Origin of the sequence: Pseudomonas sp. B23(2017), assembly GCF_002113725.1 — a bacterium.
Taxonomy (GTDB): Bacteria; Pseudomonadota; Gammaproteobacteria; order Pseudomonadales; family Pseudomonadaceae; genus Aquipseudomonas; species Aquipseudomonas putida_Z.
The window spans coordinates 133,827-155,240 of the sequence record NZ_NEJM01000005.1 but is presented as its reverse complement, the minus strand read 5'-3'; the positions used below and the strand labels follow the sequence as shown (position 1 = coordinate 155,240).

General features: G+C 61.5%; 19 protein-coding genes. 14 read left to right on the top strand and 5 right to left on the bottom strand.

Annotated elements, in window-relative coordinates; all coding sequences use genetic code 11:
* Positions 1-45: 45 nt before the first annotated feature.
* Complete coding sequence (locus CAG46_RS10885; RefSeq protein ID WP_085615616.1) at positions 46-1,431, bottom strand: aldehyde dehydrogenase family protein; 1,386 nt, start codon at positions 1,429-1,431, stop codon at positions 46-48.
* Between the two features lie 107 nt (positions 1,432-1,538).
* Here CAG46_RS10885 and CAG46_RS10880 point away from each other — a divergent pair, with 107 nt between their 5' ends.
* The 4 genes from CAG46_RS10880 to CAG46_RS10865 all read left to right on the top strand — a co-directional run bounded on the left by CAG46_RS10880 (position 1,539) and on the right by CAG46_RS10865 (position 4,496).
* Positions 1,539-2,405: a LysR substrate-binding domain-containing protein gene (locus tag CAG46_RS10880; RefSeq protein WP_013972688.1), complete on the top strand. Its 867-nt coding sequence runs from the start codon at positions 1,539-1,541 to the stop codon at positions 2,403-2,405.
* 125 nt (positions 2,406-2,530) lie between these two features.
* Positions 2,531-2,974, top strand: coding sequence for a hypothetical protein (locus tag CAG46_RS10875; protein WP_025339026.1), 444 nt, complete (start codon positions 2,531-2,533; stop codon positions 2,972-2,974).
* A gap of 56 nt (positions 2,975-3,030) precedes the next feature.
* Positions 3,031-3,777 (top strand): phytanoyl-CoA dioxygenase family protein, encoded by a 747-nt coding sequence (locus CAG46_RS10870; protein WP_025339027.1) that lies wholly within the window; start codon positions 3,031-3,033, stop codon positions 3,775-3,777.
* A 197-nt stretch (positions 3,778-3,974) separates the two neighbouring features.
* Positions 3,975-4,496 carry an acyloxyacyl hydrolase gene (locus CAG46_RS10865; protein WP_015270391.1) on the top strand — a complete coding sequence of 174 codons (522 nt, stop codon included), beginning with the start codon at positions 3,975-3,977 and terminating at the stop codon, positions 4,494-4,496.
* Positions 4,497-4,613: 117 nt separating this feature from the next.
* Here CAG46_RS10865 and CAG46_RS10860 read toward each other — a convergent pair whose 3' ends face one another.
* Both CAG46_RS10860 and CAG46_RS10855 read right to left on the bottom strand, forming a co-directional pair.
* Complete coding sequence (locus tag CAG46_RS10860; protein WP_085615618.1) at positions 4,614-6,743, bottom strand: TonB-dependent siderophore receptor; 2,130 nt, start codon at positions 6,741-6,743, stop codon at positions 4,614-4,616.
* A gap of 242 nt (positions 6,744-6,985) precedes the next feature.
* Positions 6,986-7,876 (bottom strand): universal stress protein, encoded by an 891-nt coding sequence (locus CAG46_RS10855; RefSeq protein WP_025339029.1) that lies wholly within the window; start codon positions 7,874-7,876, stop codon positions 6,986-6,988.
* Between the two features lie 146 nt (positions 7,877-8,022).
* Here CAG46_RS10855 and hisN point away from each other — a divergent pair, with 146 nt between their 5' ends.
* Positions 8,023-8,814: a histidinol-phosphatase gene (gene hisN, locus CAG46_RS10850; protein ID WP_085615620.1), complete on the top strand. Its 792-nt coding sequence runs from the start codon at positions 8,023-8,025 to the stop codon at positions 8,812-8,814.
* A gap of 59 nt (positions 8,815-8,873) precedes the next feature.
* Here hisN and CAG46_RS10845 read toward each other — a convergent pair whose 3' ends face one another.
* A complete protein-coding gene (locus tag CAG46_RS10845; RefSeq protein ID WP_085615622.1) occupies positions 8,874-10,268 on the bottom strand; it encodes a hypothetical protein in 1,395 nt (464 codons plus the stop codon).
* Positions 10,269-10,449: 181 nt separating this feature from the next.
* On the opposite strand from CAG46_RS10845, the gene CAG46_RS10840 reads away from it, so the two are divergent.
* Positions 10,450-11,181: a hypothetical protein gene (locus CAG46_RS10840; RefSeq protein ID WP_085615835.1), complete on the top strand. Its 732-nt coding sequence runs from the start codon at positions 10,450-10,452 to the stop codon at positions 11,179-11,181.
* A gap of 139 nt (positions 11,182-11,320) precedes the next feature.
* Here the strand turns inward: CAG46_RS10840 and CAG46_RS10835 are convergent, their stop codons facing one another.
* Positions 11,321-12,301, bottom strand: a complete 981-nt coding sequence (locus tag CAG46_RS10835; protein ID WP_085615624.1) for a LysR family transcriptional regulator — start codon at positions 12,299-12,301, stop codon at positions 11,321-11,323.
* Between the two features lie 417 nt (positions 12,302-12,718).
* On the opposite strand from CAG46_RS10835, the gene CAG46_RS10830 reads away from it, so the two are divergent.
* From CAG46_RS10830 to benB, 8 genes are all read left to right on the top strand, one after another.
* Positions 12,719-13,879: a glycine betaine/L-proline ABC transporter ATP-binding protein gene (locus CAG46_RS10830; RefSeq protein WP_025339033.1), complete on the top strand. Its 1,161-nt coding sequence runs from the start codon at positions 12,719-12,721 to the stop codon at positions 13,877-13,879.
* A gap of 19 nt (positions 13,880-13,898) precedes the next feature.
* Positions 13,899-14,852 carry a glycine betaine/L-proline ABC transporter permease ProW gene (gene proW, locus CAG46_RS10825; RefSeq protein WP_025339034.1) on the top strand — a complete coding sequence of 318 codons (954 nt, stop codon included), beginning with the start codon at positions 13,899-13,901 and terminating at the stop codon, positions 14,850-14,852.
* 70 nt (positions 14,853-14,922) lie between these two features.
* Positions 14,923-15,951 carry a glycine betaine/L-proline ABC transporter substrate-binding protein ProX gene (gene proX, locus CAG46_RS10820; RefSeq protein ID WP_085615626.1) on the top strand — a complete coding sequence of 343 codons (1,029 nt, stop codon included), beginning with the start codon at positions 14,923-14,925 and terminating at the stop codon, positions 15,949-15,951.
* Positions 15,952-16,092: 141 nt separating this feature from the next.
* Entirely contained in the window at positions 16,093-17,148 is a 1,056-nt protein-coding gene (locus tag CAG46_RS10815; RefSeq protein WP_085615628.1) for a GlxA family transcriptional regulator, read from the top strand.
* Positions 17,149-17,509: 361 nt separating this feature from the next.
* Positions 17,510-18,466, top strand: coding sequence for a benABC operon transcriptional activator BenR (gene benR / locus CAG46_RS10810; RefSeq protein WP_085615630.1), 957 nt, complete (start codon positions 17,510-17,512; stop codon positions 18,464-18,466).
* Positions 18,467-18,560: 94 nt separating this feature from the next.
* Positions 18,561-19,454: an RHS repeat-associated core domain-containing protein gene (locus CAG46_RS10805; RefSeq protein ID WP_256575072.1), complete on the top strand. Its 894-nt coding sequence runs from the start codon at positions 18,561-18,563 to the stop codon at positions 19,452-19,454.
* 83 nt (positions 19,455-19,537) lie between these two features.
* The gene (benA, locus tag CAG46_RS10800) at positions 19,538-20,896 is read left to right on the top strand and encodes a benzoate 1,2-dioxygenase large subunit (protein WP_085615634.1); all 1,359 of its coding nucleotides are present in this window, start codon (positions 19,538-19,540) and stop codon (positions 20,894-20,896) included.
* On the top strand, positions 20,893-21,378 hold the full coding sequence (gene benB / locus CAG46_RS10795; RefSeq protein ID WP_085615636.1) for a benzoate 1,2-dioxygenase small subunit: 486 nt from the start codon (positions 20,893-20,895) through the stop codon (positions 21,376-21,378). Before benA ends, benB begins: the two co-directional genes overlap by 4 nt.
* The last annotated feature ends 36 nt before the right edge of the window (positions 21,379-21,414 follow it).

The window sequence follows — 21,414 nt, the reverse complement described above, 5'->3', positions numbered from 1 at the left end:
TAAACCCGCTCCCACAGGGCCGCAATGCGGCCCCTAAGCATCGAATCAGTTACGGTCCAGCCACACCGTCTGGGCATTGGTGAACTCACGCACACCAAAGTGCGACAGCTCACGCCCGAAGCCGCTCTTCTTCACCCCGCCAAACGCCACGCGGGGGTCGGAAGCGCAATAGCCGTTGATGAACACGCCGCCGGTATCCAGCGCCGCGGTCATGCGCTCGGCCAGCGCGTAGTCGGCGGTGTAGATGGTCGAGGCCAGGCCGAACTCGCTGTCGTTGGCCAGCTCCACCGCATGCTCCGTATCACGTGCGCTGATGATCGCCGCCACCGGCCCGAACAGCTCCTGCTTGAACGCAGTCATCTGCGGGGTGACGTTGGCGAACACGGTCGGCGCGTAGAAGTTGGCAACGCCATCGACCTTGTGGCCGCCCAGCAGCAGGGTGGCGCCTTCGGCGATGGTCGCCTGGACCTGGCCATCCAGCTCGTCGCGCAGGTCGTAACGGGCCATCGGGCCGATGTAGGTATCTTCTTCCAGCGGGTTGCCGACCTTCAGCTCGCGAGTGGCCTCGACGAACTTGCGGGTGAATTCGTCAACGATGCTTTCCTCGACGATCAGGCGCTTGGCCGCAGCGCAGACCTGGCCGGTGTTCTGGTAACGGCCGATCACGGCTGCTTTCACGGCGGCATCCAGGTCGGCGTCGGCCAGCACGATGAACGGGTCGGAACCGCCCAGCTCCAGCACGCACTTCTTCAGCGCGGCGCCGGCTTGCGCACCAATCGCCATGCCGGCACGCACACTGCCGGTCAGGGTCACGGCGGCGATGCGTGGGTCGTTGATGGCGCGGGTGACGCCGTCCGGGGTCACGTTCAGCACTTCGAACACGCCTTCCGGCAGGCCGGCATCCTTGAACAGCTCGCCCAGCAGGTAGGCGCTGCCCATCACGTTCGGCGCGTGCTTGAGTACGTAGGTGTTGCCGGCCAGGATCGCCGGCACGGCGCCGCGCAGTACCTGCCAGACCGGGAAGTTCCATGGCATCACGGCCAGGATCGGGCCCAGCGGGCGGTACTCGATGCGGGCTTTCTCGACCTGGGTCGGCTCGGCGGCGAGCATGGCCGGGCCATGTTCGGCGTACCAGCGGCACAGGCCGACGCACTTGCTGACTTCACCACGGGCCTGGACGACAGGCTTGCCGATTTCGCGGCTGATCATTTGCGCGAAGGCTTCGGCCTTGGTTTCGAGGGTGCTGGCCAGGGCAAGCAGGTATTCGCTGCGCTGACCCAGCGACACCTGGCGCCACTGGCGGTAGCCAACCTTGGCGCGTTGCAGCGCCGCTTCCAGTGCGGCGTCGGTGTCGAACGGGTAGGCGCCGATCTGCTCGCCGCTGTACGGGTCGAGGGAGATGGCGTGGGTCAGGCTGCTGATCGCGCTCATGGCGGGACACTCTCGTTGTTGTTGAACCGTGACGCCAGACTAGTGGGCTATGTCTTTAATGAAAACTGAATAATAATGAGCGAAACATTCACGTTTGGAGAAAGGCTGTGGACTTGGTGCAACTGGAGATCTTCAAGGCCGTGGCAGAGCAGGGCAGCATCAGTGCCGCCGCGCAGCATATCCATCGGGTGCCGTCGAACCTGACCACGCGTATCAAGCAACTGGAGGAGGACCTGGGCGTGGAGCTGTTCATCCGCGAGAAGAGCCGCCTGCGCCTGTCCCCCGCGGGCTGGAACTTCCTCGAATACACACGGCGCATCCTCGACCTGGTGCACGAGGCGCGGCTGACCGTGGCCGGTGAAGACCCGCAGGGCACCTTCGCCCTGGGGTCGCTGGAAAGCACGGCCGCGGTACGCATCCCGGCCTTGCTGGCGGCCTACAACCAGCGCTACCCCAAGGTCGACCTGGACCTGTCCACCGGGCCGTCCGGGACCATGCTCGAAGGCGTGTTGTCTGGCCGCCTGGTGGCGGCGTTCGTCGACGGGCCGGTGCTGCACCCGACGCTGGAAGGCATGCCGGTGTTCGAGGAAGAAATGATGGTCATCGCGCCGCTCAACCACGCCCCGGTAACCCGCGCCCAGGACGTCAACGGCGAAAGCATCTACGCCTTCCGCGCCAACTGTTCCTACCGCCACCACTTCGAGAACTGGTTCGTGCAGGACCAGGCGGTGCCGGGCAAGATCCACGAAATGGAGTCGTACCACGGCATGCTGGCCTGCGTCAGCGCCGGCGCCGGCCTGGCCATGATGCCGCGCAGCATGCTCGACAACATGCCCGGTTGCAGCACCGTCAGTGCCTGGCCGATGTCGGAGGATTTCCGTTACCTGAAAACCTGGCTGGTGTGGCGCCGGGGCACGGTATCGCGCAGTTTGAGCATGTTCGTGAAACTGCTTGAGGAAGGGCGCGCAACCTGATGTTCTGGCGCAATATCCACACCATTGATGCGAATTTCATCAAGACGACCATGCATCAGCACGAACGCCGTTACGCCCGAAGGATCAGATAATAGGTAAGCCATCCTCGAAAGGAGGGTCGTACCATGCGTAACCATCACTATGCCCTCGGCGCGGCGCTGCTGATCACCCTGGCGCTGCCATGGACCCTGGCGGCCGCCGCCGACCTCAATGCCCCCATCGACATGCAGGCCGTGCAACTGCAACAGCAGGAGCAGAACGGCGTCCGCTACCTGCAAGGCGGCATCGGCCAGGATGAAGCCAACGCCCTGCGCAAGACCCCGGGCTATGACCTGCACGTGGAACTCTCCACCGGCCCGGAAGGCAAGTTCCAGAGCGGTGCCACCGTCGACATCCAGAATGCACAGGGCCAGCCCGTGCTCAGCCTTACGGATGCCGGGCCGCTGCTGTATGTGCAGTTGCCTCCCGGCAAATACAAAGTGACTGGCAACGCCCAGGGTGAGACGGTGCAGCAATTGGTGACCGTGAATGGCAAGACCCCCGCGACCGTGAACCTGAACTGGCGTTGATGAAAAAAAAAGGGCAGGAGTACGGATGTGCTCCTGCCTGAAAGGAGCGCATCGCCATGAGCCTGGACCTTCAGCTGGAGATGTTGGACGAGCGGGGCTATGTGTTGCTCCCCGGTGTGCTCGAACCCTTGCGTATCGCCTTGTTGCGCTGCGCCATCGATGACTTGCAGCCCATCCACTGGGATTACCAGGGGCTGCTGGAACACTACAAGTGCGTGTTCAACCGCAACCCATTGTGGTTGCCCTTTCTCGACCTGCCGCCGCTGATCGCCCTGGCCGAAGCGGCACTGGGCGCCGACTGCCATGTGATCGGCCAGACCGCCTGGCGCAGCCACCCGGGTTACCCCGGCGTGGCTCTGCACCTGGACCATCTGCCCATGCAGTTGCCCGACTGGCTCAGCGAGCGCGGCGACTTCACCCAGCCCCCGCAGATCCTGACTGCGCAGCTGTACCTCAGCGATATCGACCATCACATCGGGCCGACCTGGATTGTGCCCGGCAGCCACCGCGCGGCGCGGCCACCGCAGGCTGGCGAGCAACACTGGCAGGGCCGTGAGGCCCAGCCGGTGCTGTGCAAGGCAGGGGACGCGCTGGTGTTTCGCAGCGATGTCTGGCACAGCGGCGGGGCCAATTGCACCCAGTCACGCGAGCGCGACATGCTGCAAGTGCACTATGGCCGGCGCATGGTCGCGCAGAAGTTTTCGCCGTACCTGAACTGGCGTTTCAACCCGCAGGTGCTGGAGGAGGCCACCCCCAGGCAAAGGCGCCTGCTGGGCGAGCACGAAGAGGCGGAATACGACTGACCGCTGCTGTTCGGCATGGCAGATGCTGGCGCAGGGTATTAGCCAATGGTGGCAATTCACTTTCAACTTTCTGTTTATCTGGTCGATAATCAGAAAAGTATTACTTCGTGTGACCGGTCTGGATGCATCCGGTCGCCACATAAGATCGAGGGGCCCAAGCCCCCACTTGCCGTATAGACCATCAGGAGAAGTCATTGATGAAAACCCGTCTAGCAGCTTCGCTGGCTGCTGCAGTGCTGGCCTTTGCCGGGGCGAATCTGGCCCAGGCAGCGCAGGTGAGCGGTGCCGTTGGCGCCACTGGCCAAGGTGACATGACCTACCGTATCGGCCTGTCGTTCGACTGGGACAAGAAATGGCTGGAAAGCAGCACCGGTCATCTGACCGGGTACTGGGATGCGGCCTACACCTATTGGGAAGGCGGTGAGGCCAGTGGCGCACACTCGCTGTCGTTCAGCCCAGTGTTCACCTATGAGTTCAGCGGTTTCACCTATACCCCGTACATCGAGGCCGGCATTGGCCTGGCGGCGTTTTCCAAGACCGATGTGGGCGACCAGCGCCTGGGCTCGTCGGTCAATTTCGAAGACCGCATCGGCTTCGGCCTGAAACTGCCGGGGGAGCAGAAGGTGGGGATCCGCGCGATGCACTACTCCAACGCGGGGCTCAAGCAGCCTAACGACGGCATCGAGTCGTACTCGCTGTTCTACAGCAAAGGGTTCTGAGACCGGGGGGCCGCTTTGCGGCCCATCGCGACACAAGGCCGCTCCTACAGGAGATCGCGGTTTCCTTGTAGGAGCGGCCTTGTGTCGCGATGGGCTGCAAAGCAGCCCCAGGAACGGTCAGAAGGTATACGAAACCCCAGCCTGCACCGTCCGCGGCGCACCCGGGTAGACGTAGTTGTTGAACGCGCCCTCGTCATAGCCCTTGTTGAACACGTTCTTCACGTCCAGGTTCAGCCGCACGTGTTCGTTGACCTTGTAGAAGCTCAGCAGGTCGACCACGCTGTAGCGCTCCATGGTGTAGGTCGTGGCTGCCGTCTGGCCGGCGCGATCATCCACGTACTTCACCCCAACCCCCAACCCCAGCCCTTTGGCCAGGCCATCCTGGAACTCGTAGGTGTTCAGCAGGCTGAAGCTGTTGCGCGGGATGTTGGCCAGGCGCGTGCCCTTGGGCAGGGTCGTATCCTGGGTCACTTCGGCGTCCACGTAGGCATAACCGCCGATCACGCGCCACTCCGGCGTCAGGTTGCCAGCGATGTTGATGTCCAGGCCACGGCTGCGCACTTCGCCGGCCGCAATACTGTAGGTACCGGTTGGGTCGTTCGGGTCGCGCGCCAGGACGTTCTCCTTGACGATGTGATAGATCGCAGCATCGATGCTCAGCTGGCGGTCGAGTGCCTCCCATTTCACACCCAGTTCGTAGGACTTGCCTTTTTCCGGGTCGAAGCCTCCGCCCCCGCTTGGCGTGCCCGTGTTGGGCTTGAACGAGCGCGCGGTGTTGGCATAGACCGCAACCGTATCGGTCAGGTCGTAGATCAGGCCAAAGCGCGGGGTGACGCCGTTTTCGCCCTTGCTGAAGTCGCGGTTTGCGGGCCGCTTGTCGTCGTAATCATGCTCGAAACGTTCGAAGCGTACACCGGCCAACGCCTTCAGGCGCTCGGTAAGGGCCACCTGGTCCTGGATGAAGAAAGCCCAGGTTTTCAGGTTTTCTGTATCCCAGGTTGTAGGCACTGAAGCTAATGCCGGCCTTGGCTGGCCCAGTACCGGGTTGTAGATGTCGATTGGGTAGGAGGCAGTGGATCGTCGGATGATAGAGCTGTAGTCGTAGTCTTCGTACTCGATGCCAGTCAGCAGGGTGTGGCTGAACACTCCTGTATCGAAATGCCCGGTCAGGTTCAGTTGCCAATCGCGATCAGTCCACTCCAGCTTGCGATAGTTGAAGTTTCGCTGCAGCGTGCGGCCGTCTGCGGGTGCGCCATTGGCTTCGACAGCATTACCCTTGAGCGAGCCATCCAGAAACTGGAACCCGCCACCCAGCGTCCAGTTATCGTTGAGCAGGTGTTCGAAACGCACCTGAGCCATGTTGTTGTCGTTGTGCAGTAGGTTGTCGCTGCCTTTTTCCCAGATATAGGTGTCGCGCGAGGCGCTGCCAGTCTGGGTGGCGTAGCGGGTCAGGCCACGGTCAAGCGGGTGGTTGTTGCGCATGAAATCGCCCTCGAAGACGATCTTCGTGCTGTCGTTGACCTGCCAGCTGAGCACCGGCGCCACGTCATAGCGCTCGCTTTCCACATCGTCACGGAAGCTTTCGCCGCCTTCGCCCAGCAGGTTCAGGCGGTAGGCCAGCGAGCCGTCCTGGTTCAGCGGCCCGGTGGCGTCCAGGGTCGCGCGGTGCATGCCCTGGTCATCGAACTGGCTGCCCAGGGTGACTTTCGACTCTGGCAGCGGCTGCTTGCTGACCACGTTGAAGGTGCCGCCGGGGTCGCCACGGCCGTACAGGCTGCTGGCCGGGCCACGGATCACTTCCAGGCGTTCGACGGTGTTGGCGTCGGGGGCGTTGGGGTAGCCGCGGTTGATCGGGAAACCGTTGCGGTAGAACTCCCCGGTGGTGAAGCCACGCACGGTGAAGGTGGTCAGGCCCTGGCCGCCGAAGTTGTTGGCGCGGCCGACACCGCCGGCGTAGTCCAGGCCATCCTGCAGGCGCGTGGCGCCGGTGTCTTCCAGTACATCCTTGGGCACCACGCTGACCGATTGCGGAGTTTCGTGCAGGGCGGTGTCGGTGCGGGTGGCGCTGGCCGAGCGGGTAGCCTTGTAGCCCTCGACCGGGCCATCGGCACGTTCGCTGTCGGCGCTGCTGGTGATGTTCAGGGCCTGGAGTTCGATCTGGGCGGGTTCGCCGAGCGGTTCAGGCTCGGCAAAGGCCAGCGGGGAGACAGCATGAAGCACACAAAGCGAAACGAACGTGCGACGCATCGACGGTACGATCCTGGAGTAGGGCGCTGAGGGTAGGGTGGGCAAGCGCCGAGAAACTACTACGAATCATTATCAAATGCATTCTTTTTGTGTGGCACTGGTGTACCAGATACCAAGTGGAATTTGTGCTGGATTCTTCGCGGGCACGCCCGCTCCCACAGGTTCGTCACAGGCTCAGGCTTTGTGCATGACCTGTGGGAGCGGGCGTGCCCGCTAATTGGCCAGTTCAGGTGCAGCAGCTCTCAGCGAACCGCCTTGATCGCCAGCACATTGCACAGCGGATGCTCCAGCACATGCGCCGTGGTCCCGCCCAGGAACGTCTGCATGGCGTCATGCCGGTGGCTGCCCATCACGATCACATCCGCCCGGCTGTGCCCGACGAACTGGGCAATCACCTTGATCGCGGCCCCTTCCAGGAAGTGCCTGCGCTCCAGCGGGATCTGGTGGTGGTCGCCCAGCCGGTTGAACGCCGCCCGCTGCGCGGTGCGCACGCTGACATCGAAGCCAGGCATGGTCACTGTGCCGGCGCCGAAGTCGGCAATGTGGGTCTTGGCCGCGTCGCACACATGCAGCAGGTGCAGTTCGGCATTGCACTGCAGGGCCAGGGCATGGGCACAGTGGATCACCTGCTCATCCAGGTGCTCGCCGGCGCCATGGCTGTTCAGGTCCACCGCGGCGGCAATCTGCCGGGGCAGCGGCAGGCGGATATCGCTGACCAGGTGCACGGCGACCGGGCTGTCCTTCAGCAACTGCCAGTCCAGTGGCGTTACCAGCAGGCGCTTGAGCACAGGTTCGTGCTGCACGTCCTTGATCAGCAGGTCGCAACCCAGCCGTTCCACCCGCTCCAGCACGCTGCCCAGCGGGTCGCGGGTCAGCAGCAGTTCGGTAGACACATCCAGGCCGGCGTTGGCCAGTTGTTCGGCTTCGTCCGCCAGCCATTGGCGGTTGTCGCTGAGCAGCCGCTCACGCTCGCGGCTATCGCTCATCAAACCGAAGGTGTCGACATCGTCGACGAACACGTTGATATCCAGCAAGGCACCGCTGGATTCCGCCAATGCCGCAGCGCGTTGCAGCGCTGGCGTGTGGCGCATCTGCGGGCCGAGCATGACGAACAGACGCTTGAACTGGCTCATCTCACACCTCCACGTGTGGCAGCCCCCCGGTGTCTGGTCTTGTTCAGTCTAGACCGCGCAGGGCCGCATGAGCAGCCGACGGAGGCTGGCGCGGCACGGTGTGTCGGGTATTATGCGGGCCCCATCATTTTCACGAGGCCCGCCCCATGTCCCTGAGTGCTGAACAGATCGGCGAATTCCGCGCCTTCGCCGAGCAGCTGGCCGATGCTGCTGCCGTGGCGATCAAGCCATACTTTCGCGCCAGCCTGGACGTCGAGGACAAGGGTGGGCGCCTGTACGACCCGGTGACCGTGGCCGACAAGGCAGCCGAGGACGCCATGCGCGAGCTGATCCAGGCCCGCTATCCCGACCACGGCATCCTCGGTGAAGAAGCCGGCGTGGCAGTCGGCAGCAGCCCGCTGACCTGGGTGCTCGACCCGATCGACGGCACCCGTGCCTTCATCACCGGCCTGCCGCTGTGGGGCACGCTGATTGCCCTGAACGACGGCACGCGCCCGGTGGTAGGGGTGATGAACCAGCCGTTCACCGGCGAACGCTTTGTCGGCACACCGGAAGGCGCCTGGCGCAGCGGTACACCGTTGCAGACCCGCGCCTGTGCCGACCTGGCCTCGGCCACGCTGATGTGCACCACCCCGGACATGTTCGATACCGCCGCGCGCAAGGCTGCATTCGAAGCCGTTGCCGGCAAGGCGCGCCTGATGCGCTACGGTGGCGATTGCTATGCCTACTGCATGCTGGCTTCCGGGTTTGTCGACGTGATCGTCGAGGCGAGCCTGCAGCCCTATGACGTGCAGGCGCTGATGCCGATCATCGAAGGGGCGGGCGGGGTGATCACGGCGTGGGATGGCAGCAGCGCGCAGAATGGCGGGTGCGTGGTGGCCTGTGGTGACCCGGCGCTGCATGCGCAGGTGGTGGAGATGTTGCGTCACCAACAATGAACAGGCATTGACGCAAACGTGGCAAGCCTGCAAAGGCTTGCCACGGGTTATAGCAACATTCAGATGAAAAGCTTCATGGCACAATAACCACCATCATTCTCATTCAGTTGCGAGATGAATCGGAAACCGTCTGATCCGAGGTGGGCTCCACGAAGGGCGTTAACTTTATCTTCGGGTGCCAGGTAGCGCCCCTGGGAGGCGAAGTTGGTGTCCAGTTTGCCGTCCCGGGTTATTCTGTGGATGATGCCCTGTAGGTAGAACGTGGACCCTCCCGCGTGCATCAAGTTACCTGCGATGTAGATCGTGCCATTTGGGTCAATGATGACGGAATGGGTTGTGAGGGCTCTGATATCAGAGCCAGGATCAACGTTGATGCTTAATATCCCATTTTCGTTGAACTGCGCATCCGGTAAGCCCGTGTGCTTGTCGTAGACTCTGATCGTGAGGTTGATTGGGTGCCCAGGCTGGGAAGTGTAATAGGTACCTTGAGCGATAATGACCCTGCTTTCGTTAGCGCCAAGCTGGATATTGCGGTTTTCCAGTTCTATGAAACCGCTCTTGTTGAAGTCCATATCAAGTTCGCCGCTGCTCTTGTATCTTGCGACGATGCCAGGCGCCCCTTCCTTCCCGGCCAAGGCAAAACCACCGTCTTCGAAGAAGTGACAGCCCGACGGTTCGAACGTGTTATCCAAAAAATTCTTAATATGCCATTGTGTTTTGGTGCCGTCTGGACCGAGCCCGGCTACCGGGACGCCAGTCTTGGCATCGTGTAGAGCGACCCACAGTGTTTGACTGTTCGGCTCGTTATCGAGCGAAGAAGCGTACAAGGTTTTTATCGAGTTACCCAGCAGCACACTACGGGCGGCGGGCGCGAACACCTCTTGTTTGTACCTGTTTTTCAGGTTACCCGGAATGTTTGCGTCGTCTGAAAGTTTTGTTTTCCTGGGCAGGCATTCGCGTCTGGCGCTGGACGCTGTCGTTGAACTGGACTGGCCGTCAGGTCGGAGGAGTATCAATCCTTTCTTGCCGAAACCGTCCAATGGTTTGAAGTTGTTTCGGTAGTGGCCGACAGCGCCTTGCCAGAGCCAGTCCTCACCTGTCCATGTTGCACATTTTGAGTACGCGATATAGTTCGAGTCGGGCGCAGCTGTCGAGGGCGTGACGAAGTCGAAGCCCAGGGCAAAGGAAAGTGAGGGATCCAGTTCAGGGTCTTCAATTGCAACCAAGCCAGGGTCGGGCTCGCAAACACCCTTGGCATCCAACCTTGCGAAATAGTAGAAGTCTTTTCCGTCGACCGGAGCTCCGGCGGCCAGAATAATGCGGTTTACAGAATCGACTGTTGTCGAAAATGCCACTCCCGGCTCCTGTGCGCCTGGGGGAGCAGGTAGCTTGGCATAACCCTCGATGCCGAAGTCAGTGTCCAGTTCGCCGGGCTTCCTTAAGTGCTTGCTCATGGTGTTTCCTCCATTGTTTGAAGAAAATCTTCTATTACCGTCAGCAAATCCGAAACTGGCAAATCTGTCAGTTGACTCACTCTTTGTCGGCCAGATACGCACTTTTCCCGCTTTCCAGACTCTATGCCTGGTCAGGCCACACTGATCCCCGGTGCGGCCGCCGAATATCGACCCGGTGCCGATGGTTGCAAGCAAGCCAAAATTCTTACTCCGCCTGCTATTGGCAGGCACCCTCACGTGCCTGTGCGCCTGCACCCAGCAGCAGGGTCGCGACATGGTCAACCAGCTCGGCAACGGCAAGCCCAGCGAACTGTTCCAGACCAGCGTCGACCGCCTGGCCACGCTGTCCATGCGCGACAACCTGCAGAGCTTGTACCTGCTTATGAACAAGCTTTACCTGCGCAACCCCAACCAGTGGAAGCTGTCCGGCTACGTGGACGCGGCAACTGCCGAGCGGCAGATCCGTATCGCCATCGAACAACGCCAGCCCTTGCCGCAACTGGGCAACCGTCGCGACCTGGCAGCCTTGAGCTATGCCCTGAGCCCCGAGTTTCGCGGTGACCGGGTGGGCGCCTTCATCTACGCCATCGGCAGCATGCTGATCACCGCGCACGGCGGGCGTACCGAGTTCTACATGACCGATACCATCGACCCGCTGTTCGTCAACAACGCGGCGCGCAATATCGAGAAGGCCACCTGGATGTTGAGCCAGCGGCAGGATGCCAATGGCGTGCTGCTGTTGTTCTCCAACGAAATCTCGGAAGAGGGCAGCAACCTGAGTTTTGCCGTTGAGTTCGGCAAGATCGTGGCACGGCTGGACTTGCTGGCGGAGTTGCTGGATGAGCGGTACAGGCGGATTGGCTTGAATTATGCGCAAAGCCTGCTGTTGATGAACTTCCTGCCGGTGCAGTGAAGTGGGCGGTTCCGGGTTGCCTGTGCTGGCCCCTTCGCGGGCATGCCCGCTCCCACAGGGATATCACCAGCCTGAAGGGCGATGAAGTACCTGTGGGAGCGGGCGTGCCCGCGAAGGGGCCAGCACAGGCAACCGATATTCAGCGGGTACGCAACGACTCCAGCAACGGCTGAAACTCCGCCAGCAACCAGTCCCGCAAGCGGCAGCAACTGGAGTCATGGTCCTTGTCTTCGTTGAACGCCAGGAAGTGGAAGGTATCCTTGAGCACCAGTTCCTCTTCCACCGGCCTTGCCAGCAGCCCTTGGGCCACCAGCGGCTCTACCAGGTGGTGCCAGCCCAGCGCCACGCCCTGGCCGCCCAGGGCCAGCTGCACCAGCAGGTTGTAATCGTTGGCATTGAAGAAGTGCGGGCCGGTGTTGGCGCGGCTTTTCAGGTCGATGTCATGGAACGCCAACCAGACGTTCCAGTCCACGTGCTCGGCGACCTGCGAGCGGCCATAAGGGCTGAGGTTCAACAACGTGCCATCACGCAGCCCCTGCAGGGTACGCACCTCTGGGTGCTGCGCCAGGTACAGCGGCGTGCACACCGGGTAGATCACGTCGTGGTTGAGCTGGTGCGAGCTGTAGCCCGCCTGCACCTTGCCCAGTTTGGTGATGTAGATGTCCGGGCGCACCCCGGGCTCCATGGCCAGGAAGTTCTGCGTGGTCACCAGGTTGATGTCGATGTCCGGGTTCTCATCGAAGAACCTCGGCATCCGCGGCCCCATCCACAAGGCGGCGAAGGCCGGCGAACAGCACAGGGTGACCACCTGCTTGCTGTTGTTGTTGCTGCGAATGCGCTCGGCAGCCTGGGAAATGTTGACGAACGACAACTGCACCGCATCGAAGAAGATCGAGCCGGCCACCGTCAGCTCCACCGCACGGCCCACGCGGGTGAACAACTCGGCGCCCAGGTAGGTTTCCAGTTCGCGGATTTGCCGGCTGACCGCTGCCTGGGTCACGCACAGCGCCTCGGCGGCGCGGGTGAAGTTCTGGTACTTGGCGGCGGCGACGAAGACTTTGACCGCACGCAGCGAGGGCATCTTGATCAGCGTCTGATCGGGTTCGGAGTGTCTGACCATGTCGGTGGGGTGCAGTCCTTTGTAGGAGCAGTCTTGTGCTGCGAAAGGGCCCCTGCAGGCACCCATGGCTCAAGTGTATGAGCCGGTCTCTTCGCTGCACAAGGCTGCGCCTGCATTCAAGCGCACTGCGCCAGGCTGTGGCTCGGGGCTCAGGCCCTGATTGATAACTTCAGGTAATGGTTTGCGTGAAACAAATGTCGTTGGACCCGCTCTGGCTCAAGGCCTAACGTTAAACCCACGGCGCGACATTCGAGACATCGATAGTCGGACAATTTTGAAGCAGGACATTCTGCGTGCCGGTTTTGACTCACGTTCGAATTTGAACGGACTGCCAAGCGTACTCGCACTGATCTCTACCCGCCTTATTGAAAGTGCGAAGTTGAAAGATTGGTTAATAAGCATAATAAAGAGGGTCGTATGAGCCATGCCGATGAGATTCTTTCGGTAAAAAACATCTTCAAAGTGTTCGGTCCCAACCCGAACATGGCCATGGAGATGCTCCGCAAGGGGGCCGACAAGAACGAAATCTTCAGCAAGACCGGCCACGTCGTCGGCGTGTTCGATGCAAGCTTTTCCGTCAAGCGTGGCGAAATCTTCGTCATCATGGGCCTGTCCGGTTCGGGCAAGTCGACCATGGTGCGGCTGTTCAACCGCCTGATCGAGCCCACCTCCGGCAGCATTCACCTCAACGGCAAGGAAATCACCGGGCTCTCCGACAAAGCCCTGCTGGATGTGCGCCGCAAGGAAATGGGCATGGTGTTCCAGTCCTTTGCGCTGATGCCGCACATGAGCGTGCTGGAAAACACCGCGTTCGGCCTGGAAATTGCCGGCGTAGCGGAGGCCGAACGCCACAGCCGCGCCCGTGAAGCATTGAGCCAGGTTGGCCTGGCCGGCCATGAAAACAGCTACCCGCACCAGTTGTCTGGCGGCATGCAGCAGCGTGTAGGCCTGGCCCGGGCCCTGGCCAACGACCCGGCGATCCTGCTGATGGACGAGGCGTTCTCCGCGCTCGACCCGCTGATCCGCAGCGAAATGCAGGGCGAGCTGATCCGCCTGCAGGCCGAGCAGCAGCGCACCATCATCTTCATTTCCCACGACATCGAGGAAGCCATCCGCATCGGCCATCGCATCGCGATCATGGAAGGTGGTCGCGTGGTGCAGATCGGCACCCCGCAGGAGCTGATCAACCAGCCGGCCAACGACTACGTGCGCACCTTCTTCAAGAGCTTCGACAGCTCGCGGGTGCTCAAGGCCGGTGATGTGGCCAAGTTCGACCCGGCGGTGGTGTGCAAGGTCAACGGCAAGGCACCAAGCTTCCAGGCCGGCGTGCCGTTCGGCTACCTGGTCGATGACCGCGGGCAGTTGCTGGGCGTGGTCGACACCGACGCCAACGGCGCTACCGCCAGTGAGCGTTACAGCCTGCACGAGCAGTGCCCGGTATACACCGACACGCCACTGCACGAAGTGCTCGGGGTGGCGGCCGACCTGCCGTACCCGGTACCGGTGCTCGACCGCCAGGGCGCCTTCAAGGGCACGCTGTCGAAGAACGAGCTGTTGCAGACCCTGAGCCGCCACTAATACCCAGAGGTACACCCTCATGTCCGAATTCAGCATTCTCGACCCGTTCCAGGCGGCCACCATCCCCTTGGGCGACTGGGTCACCGCCACCCTGAACTTCCTGGTGCACAACTTCCGCGAGGTGTTCCGCGCCATCCGCTGGCCGATAGACCAGGTGCTCAATGGCATCGAATTCACTCTGCAGAGCATCCCACCCACCATCGGCATCATCCTCTCCTCGCTGCTGGGCTGGCAGCTGGCCGGCAAGCGCATGGCCGTGCTGTGCTTCGTCACCCTCACCCTGCTAGGGCTGATCGGCGTATGGGCCGAATCCATGACCACCCTGGCGCTGGTGCTGACCTCGGTATTCTTCTGCGCGGTCATCGGCATACCGCTGGGCATCCTGTGTGCCCGCAGCGACCGCCTGGAGCGCATCATCCGCCCGCTGCTCGACGCCATGCAGACCCTGCCGGCCTTCGTCTACCTGGTACCGGTGGTGATGCTGTTCGGCATCGGCAACGTGCCCGGCGTGCTGGTGACCATCGTGTTCGCCTTGCCGCCACTGGTGCGCCTGACCAACCTGGGCATTCGCCAGGTGCCGGAAGACAAGATCGAGGCCGCCCGTGCCTTCGGCTGCACCCCACGGCAGATGCTGACCCGCGTGCAACTGCCGCTGGCCACCTCGACCATCATGGCCGGCCTCAATCAGACCCTGATGCTGTCGCTGTCGATGGTGGTGATCGCCTCGATGATTTCCGTCGGCGGCCTGGGCCAGATGGTCTTGCGCGGTATCGGCCGCCTCGACATGGGCCTGGCCACGGTCGGTGGCGTAGGGCTGGTGCTGCTGGCGATCTTCCTTGACCGCCTGACCCAGGCCATGGGCGCCCGCACCAGCGCCGACCCGAGCCTGCGCTGGTACCACACCGGCCCGGTAGGCGTGGTCATGCGCCTGTGTGGCGTGGCGCAACCGCAAGGGCGGCGCAAGACCGCCTGAGCACTACAAGGCTTTTGAGACGTTCGATCTGCCGCACTTGAAGATAAAAATCAGAAGAAGGTAAGCGACGATGCACGAATCCAAGTTCTCCCGCAGCATCCTCAAATGCGCCACTGCGCTGACCCTGGTGGCAGCCGCGCTGGGCGCGCACGCCTCGGCCGAAAAACCGGGGGAGGGCGTGAAGGTTACGCCGATCTTCCCTTCCATCGCCGAAGAGCGCTTCCGTGGCGAAGTGGCCATGGAAGGCCTGCGCGAGCTGGGCTACAAGGTTCAGGAGCCGAAGGAGACCGAGTACGGCGTGATGATGGTGGCCCTGGCCAACGGCGATGCCGACTTCACCGTGCACCTGTGGGACAAACTGCACAACCAGTTCTACCAGCAGGCCGGTGGTGGCGACGTGATGGTCAAGACTGGCGACATCCTGCCGGGCGTTGCCCAAGGCTACCTGATCGACAAGAAAACCGCTGACCAGTACAACATCAAGTACATCACCGACCTCAAAAAGCCAGAGATCGCCAAGCTGTTCGACACCGACGGTGACGGCAAGGCCGACATGACCGGTTGCAACCCGGGTTGGGGTTGCGAGCTGGTGATTGCCCACCACATGAAAGCCTACGACCTGGACAAGAGCATCACCGTCAACCAGGGCTCCTACTTCGCGCTGATGGCCGACACCATCACCCGTTACAAGGAAGGCAAGCCGATCTTCTACTTCACCTGGGTGCCACAGTGGATCGCCAGCGTGCTGGTCGAGGGCAGGGACGTGGTCTGGCTGGAAGTGCCGAAGACCGACCTGCCGGATGGCAAGAATGATGTCGACACGATGTACCACGGCAAAAACCTCGGCTTTGCCATCGACAAGGTGGTGGCTGTGCTGAACAAGGACTTTGCCGAAGAGAACCCGGCAGCGCTGAAGTTCCTGTCGCTGGTGCAGATCAGCACCGACGACGAGAGCAACCAGAACCTGAAGATGCAGCAGGGCGAGAAGAAGCCTGCCGACATCACCCGCCATGCCAAGGAATGGGTAGCGGCGCACCGCCAGCAGTTCGACCATTGGCTGCAAGCCTCCCGTGACGCTGCGGCCCAGGCTGGCAAGTAACCTGATCCATTAGCATTGGCTCCTTCGCGGGTGAACCCGCTCCCACAGGTACTGCACAGGCTCTGAATACCGTGCGATACCTGTAGGAGCGGGTTCACCCGCGAAGGGGGCAACGCGATTTCCGCTGTTGAGTGAATAGCCATGAGCCACTTCGAAAGCATCCTCAAGAACACCAACCTGGCCCACCTGGACCCGGCCATCCGCACTTCGCTGTCGATGCCATGCCAGCGTGTCGCCTTCGTCCTGCGCGAGCACTTCTCGATGATGGCCTTCACCGCCGCCATGGACAGCCTGGTCACCGCCAACCTCATGAGTGCCACGCCGTTGTTCCAGGTCCAGGTGGTGGGTGAGGGTACCCAGGTGATGAGTGACCTTGGCATCGCCCTGCCGGTCAACACCCAGCTGGCCGACCTGGAGGTGCAAGGCCTGGACTGCCTGCTGGTGTGCGGCGGCTTCCGTGTGCGCCTGGAAACCGCACCGCTGCTGCGCGCCAGGCTGCGCCAGGCCGACCAGCACGGCTGCCAGCTGGGCGGTTTGTGGAACGGTGCCTACTTTCTGGCCGAAGCCGGTTTGCTCAACGACCATGATTGCGCCTTCCACCCCGATGGCCGGGCGATGATGAGCGAGCTGTTCCCCAAGGTGCGCATCAGCCGCCAGGCCCATGTGCTGGACCGCCGGCGCATGAGCTGCGCGGGCGCCAGTAGCGCGCTGGACATGATGCTGGCGCTGCTTGAACAGTGCGGTGGCGTAGCGTTGCGCCGCGCCGTGGAGCAGATGCTGGCATGCGACCGGGCGCGGGTACTGAGTGATGCACCTGCCAGCTCGCCGGAAATCGACCCCAGCCTGCCCAACGGCGTGCGTCTGGCCCTGGAGCTGATGCACGCCAATATCGAAGACCCGATCGGCATCGACGAGATCGCCGAGCATGCCGGCTTGTCCAGGCGGCATCTGGAGCGCCTGTTCCGCCGGCATGTACAGGCCACGCCACCGCGTTACTATCTGGAGCTGCGGTTGACCCATGCGCGGCAGTTGCTGCAGCACACCAGCAAGTCATTGACCGAAGTGGCGGTGGCCAGCGGGTTTGTCAGCTTCCCGCATTTCTACCGGCGCTTCCGTGAGCTGTTCGCCATTGCCCCGCGGCAGTACCGGGCAAGGAGCCAAGGGTGGGCAGGACGGCAGGATGTGGCTATGCACTGAACTTTCGGTTGCCTGTGCTGGCCTCTTCGCGGGTAAACCCGCTCCCACAGGTATTGCACAGGTCTTGCGGCAGTGGTGATCTCTGTGGGAGCGGGTTCACCCGCGAAGAGGCCGGCACAGGAAAACACCGTTCGATAACCGAACATCTCTCCTGTCATGAGCGTCCGCTATCCGCCCATCCATTCCCAAGGTCGCATTGCCCAACCCCCGCCTTTTTGCTTAAGTGTGCCCATCCACCGGTTGTCGCCTGCCCCCGCGACTCGCAGCCGGCCCGATAGAATGACCGTGACGACCGCAACCACAGCCCCACCGGGCCGTAGGAAGCGGCGACCAGAACAATAACGATCCGAGTGCCTTGCCTATGGAAAGCCGCCTGCTGAGCGAGCGCAGTAGCGTGTTTCATCACGCCGACCCTTATGCTGTGTCCGATTATGTGAACCAGCACGTAGGCCAGCATTGCATCGGTCTGTCCCGCACCACTCATCCGCAAGCCAGCCTCAGCCACCGCAAGTTCGCCGAACTCGACCTGTGCCGCATCAGCTACGGCGGTAGCGTGCGCGTTACCTCGCCGGCACTGGAAACCATCTACCACCTGCAAGTGCTGCTCAACGGCAACTGCCTGTGGCGTGGACACAAGCGCGAGCATCATCTGGTGCCAGGCGAGCTGTTGCTGATCAACCCCGACGACCCGGTTGACCTGACCTACTCGGAAGACTGCGAAAAATTCATCCTCAAGGTGCCGACCCGGCTACTGGACTCGATCTGCGACGAACAGCGCTGGCACCGCCCGGATGGCGGGGTGCGGTTCTTGCGCAACCATTACCGGCTGGACGAGCTGGACGGGTTCGTCAACCTGCTGGCCATGGTCTGCCAGGAAGCAGAGGTGAGCGATTCGCTGCCCAGGGTGCAGGGCCATTACAGCCAGATCGTCGCCAGCAAGCTGCTGACCTTGATGAGCACCAATATCCGCCGCGAAAGCCTGAGCGCGCCGCAAGCGGGGCTTGAGCGCATTCTTGACTACATTGAGCGCAACCTGAAGCAGGAGTTGTCGGCTGAGGTGTTGGCAGAGCAGGCTTGCATGAGCTTGCGCTCGTTGTATGCGTTGTTTGACCAGCATTTGGGTACCACACCCAAGCATTACGTGCGTCAGCGCAAGCTGGAGCGGGTGCATGCGTGTCTGAGCGATCCGACCTGCGGCGTACGCAATGTGACAGAGCTTGCATTGGACTATGGGTTCCTGCATCTGGGGCGGTTCTCTGAAGTTTACCGCCTGCAGTTTGGTGAGCTGCCTTCGCAGACGTTCAAGCGGCGCGTGTGAGTGCGTTTGGCTTGTCGGCCTGGCATTTTTGCTAGTTGAAGGCGCTTTGCTCTTGAACCACCATTTGTTCTAAGTCGGATAAATGGTGACAACGATGCCGCAGCCACAGAAGCAGTTGTATTTCTACTCTCCGGAAGGCCTTGCACTGGTCAAAAATACCGTCACAGGATCCACGGTGATGTTGCGCGCAGCAGGACGGGTCTTGGCGGAGCGCGATGATGTCCATGCAGCTCTTTACTCCGCGGACCTACAAGGCTCGATACTTCGATACCTTGGGAGAAATTCATCGGGCTGGGTGAGGTACATGGCGTATGGATGGGACAGCCAAGGGAATGAAGCACCATTGTTGCGGTTCAACAGTCAGCGGAAAGAGACCCTTTCAGCGAACTATTTGTTGGGGAATGGCTATCGCGCCTTCTGCTCGTGGTTGATGCGATTCATTGCACCAGACAGCCTAAGTCCGTTTGGTGAAGGTGGTCTCAATGCTTACTGTTACTGCAGTAATGACCCAGTGAACAAAGTGGATCCAAGTGGTCACGTAAACTGGCCGCCCAACAGCTTCCACAATGGAGGTCTGTTTACCACGCGTTGGGAACGTCGTAGGACCGCATTGAAGCAGTCTGCAAACGCCCCAGCGTTGACCCCCCTCCCAGTGAAGAGTGTGATTGATGCCTACCATCCTGATCTGCCACGCATAGTAAAAATGGCAAAAAAAGATCAATCTTTGCAGCAGCTCGCTGTAAATAGACTGAACCATGCGCAGTCTACTCTACAAGGACTATCCAACCGTTTCGAGTTAACTGCAGAGCATTATGGAAAAGGACACCCGGTGGAGGTACAAGCAGCTCTGGAGATACGCGACGAAATTTTAGCTGCCAAAGATTGGGTGTACAGCAAGAAAGTAAAGTTTGGAGTGGCAAAACTTTTCAGTGCTTTACCATTTCCAGAAACCGATGTGCAAATGCTCAATGTGCGGCAAGATGGATAACACTCTGCACAATCCGGATAGTCCCCCGCCAGCGGTCTCCCTAACCTGACCAGGTCTAAACAATAACAAGGGAGACCCTGGCCATGTCCCTGGGATTCGACTACCTCAATGCCTTGCTCGAGGACGACCGTGAAAAGGGCATCTACCGCTGCAAGCGCGAGATGTTCACCGACCCACGCCTGTTCGACCTGGAGATGAAACACATCTTCGAGGGCAACTGGATCTACCTGGCCCATGAAAGCCAGATCCCCGAGAAAAACGACTTCCTCACCCTGACCATCGGGCGCCAGCCGATCTTCATCGCGCGCAACAAGGACGGTGAGCTCAATGCCTTCCTCAACGCCTGCAGCCACCGCGGCGCCATGCTCTGCCGGCACAAGCGCGGCAACCGCTCCAGCTACACCTGCCCGTTCCACGGCTGGACCTTCAACAACAGCGGCAAGCTGCTCAAGGTCAAAGACCCAAGCAACGCCGGCTACCCCGACAGCTTCAACTGCGACGGCTCCCATGACCTGACCAAGGTGGCGCGCTTCGAGTCGTACCGTGGCTTCCTGTTCGGCAGCCTGAATGCCGACGTCAAGCCACTGGTCGAGCACCTGGGCGAGTCGGCCAAGATCATCGACATGATCGTCGACCAGTCGCCGGAAGGCCTGGAAGTGCTGCGCGGTGCCAGCTCGTACATCTACGAAGGTAACTGGAAACTCACCGCCGAGAACGGCGCCGACGGCTACCACGTCAGTTCCGTGCACTGGAACTACGCCGCCACCCAGAACCAGCGCAAGCAGCGCGAGGCGGGTGAAGAGATCAAGACCATGAGTGCCGGCGCCTGGGCCAAGCAGGGCGGTGGCTTCTACTCCTTCGACCACGGCCACCTGCTGCTGTGGACCCGCTGGGCCAACCCCGAAGACCGCCCGGCCTACGAGCGCCGTGACCAGCTGGCCGCCGAGTTCGGCCAGGCCCGTGCCGACTGGATGATCGAGAACTCGCGCAACCTGTGCCTGTACCCGAACGTGTACCTGATGGACCAGTTCAGCTCGCAGATCCGCATCGCCCGGCCGATTTCGGTGAACAAGACCGAAATCACCATCTACTGCATCGCGCCGAAAGGCGAGAGCGCCGATGCCCGCGCCAAGCGCATTCGCCAGTACGAAGACTTCTTCAACGTCAGCGGCATGGCCACCCCGGATGACCTGGAAGAGTTCCGCTCGTGCCAGACCGGCTACGGCGGCGGCACCGGCTGGAACGACATGTCCCGCGGCGCTGCGCACTGGGTGGAAGGCGCCGACGAGGCGGCCAGGGAGATCGAACTCAAGCCGCTGCTGTCGGGCGTACGCACCGAAGACGAAGGCCTGTTCGTGCTGCAGCACAAGTACTGGCAGGACACCATGATCCAGGCCCTGAAGGACGAACAGCAACTGATCCCCGTGGAGGCCGTGCAATGAGCCTTCATGAAACCGTGCGCGACTTCCTCTACCGCGAAGCGCGCTACCTGGACGATGCCCAGTGGGACCAGTGGCTGGAGCTGTACGCCAGCGATGCCAGCTTCTGGATGCCGAGCTGGGACGATGACGACACCCTTACCGAAGACCCACAAAGCGAAATCTCGCTGATCTGGTACGGCAACCGTGGCGGCCTGGAAGACCGGGTGTTCCGCATCAAGACCGAGCGCTCCAGTGCGACCGTGCCCGACACCCGCACCTCGCACAACATCAGCAACATCGAGATCGTCGAGCAGGGCGAGGGCAGCTGCCAGGTGCGCTTCAACTGGCACACCCTGAGCTTCCGTTACAAGACCACCGACAGTTACTTCGGCACCAGCTTCTACACCCTCGACCTGCGCGGCGAGCAGCCGCTGATCAAGGCCAAGAAAGTGGTGCTTAAGAACGACTACGTGCGCCAGGTCATCGACATCTACCACATCTGATCCAGGGTTTTGCGAGCGCTGCCCGGTGCGTCCTGC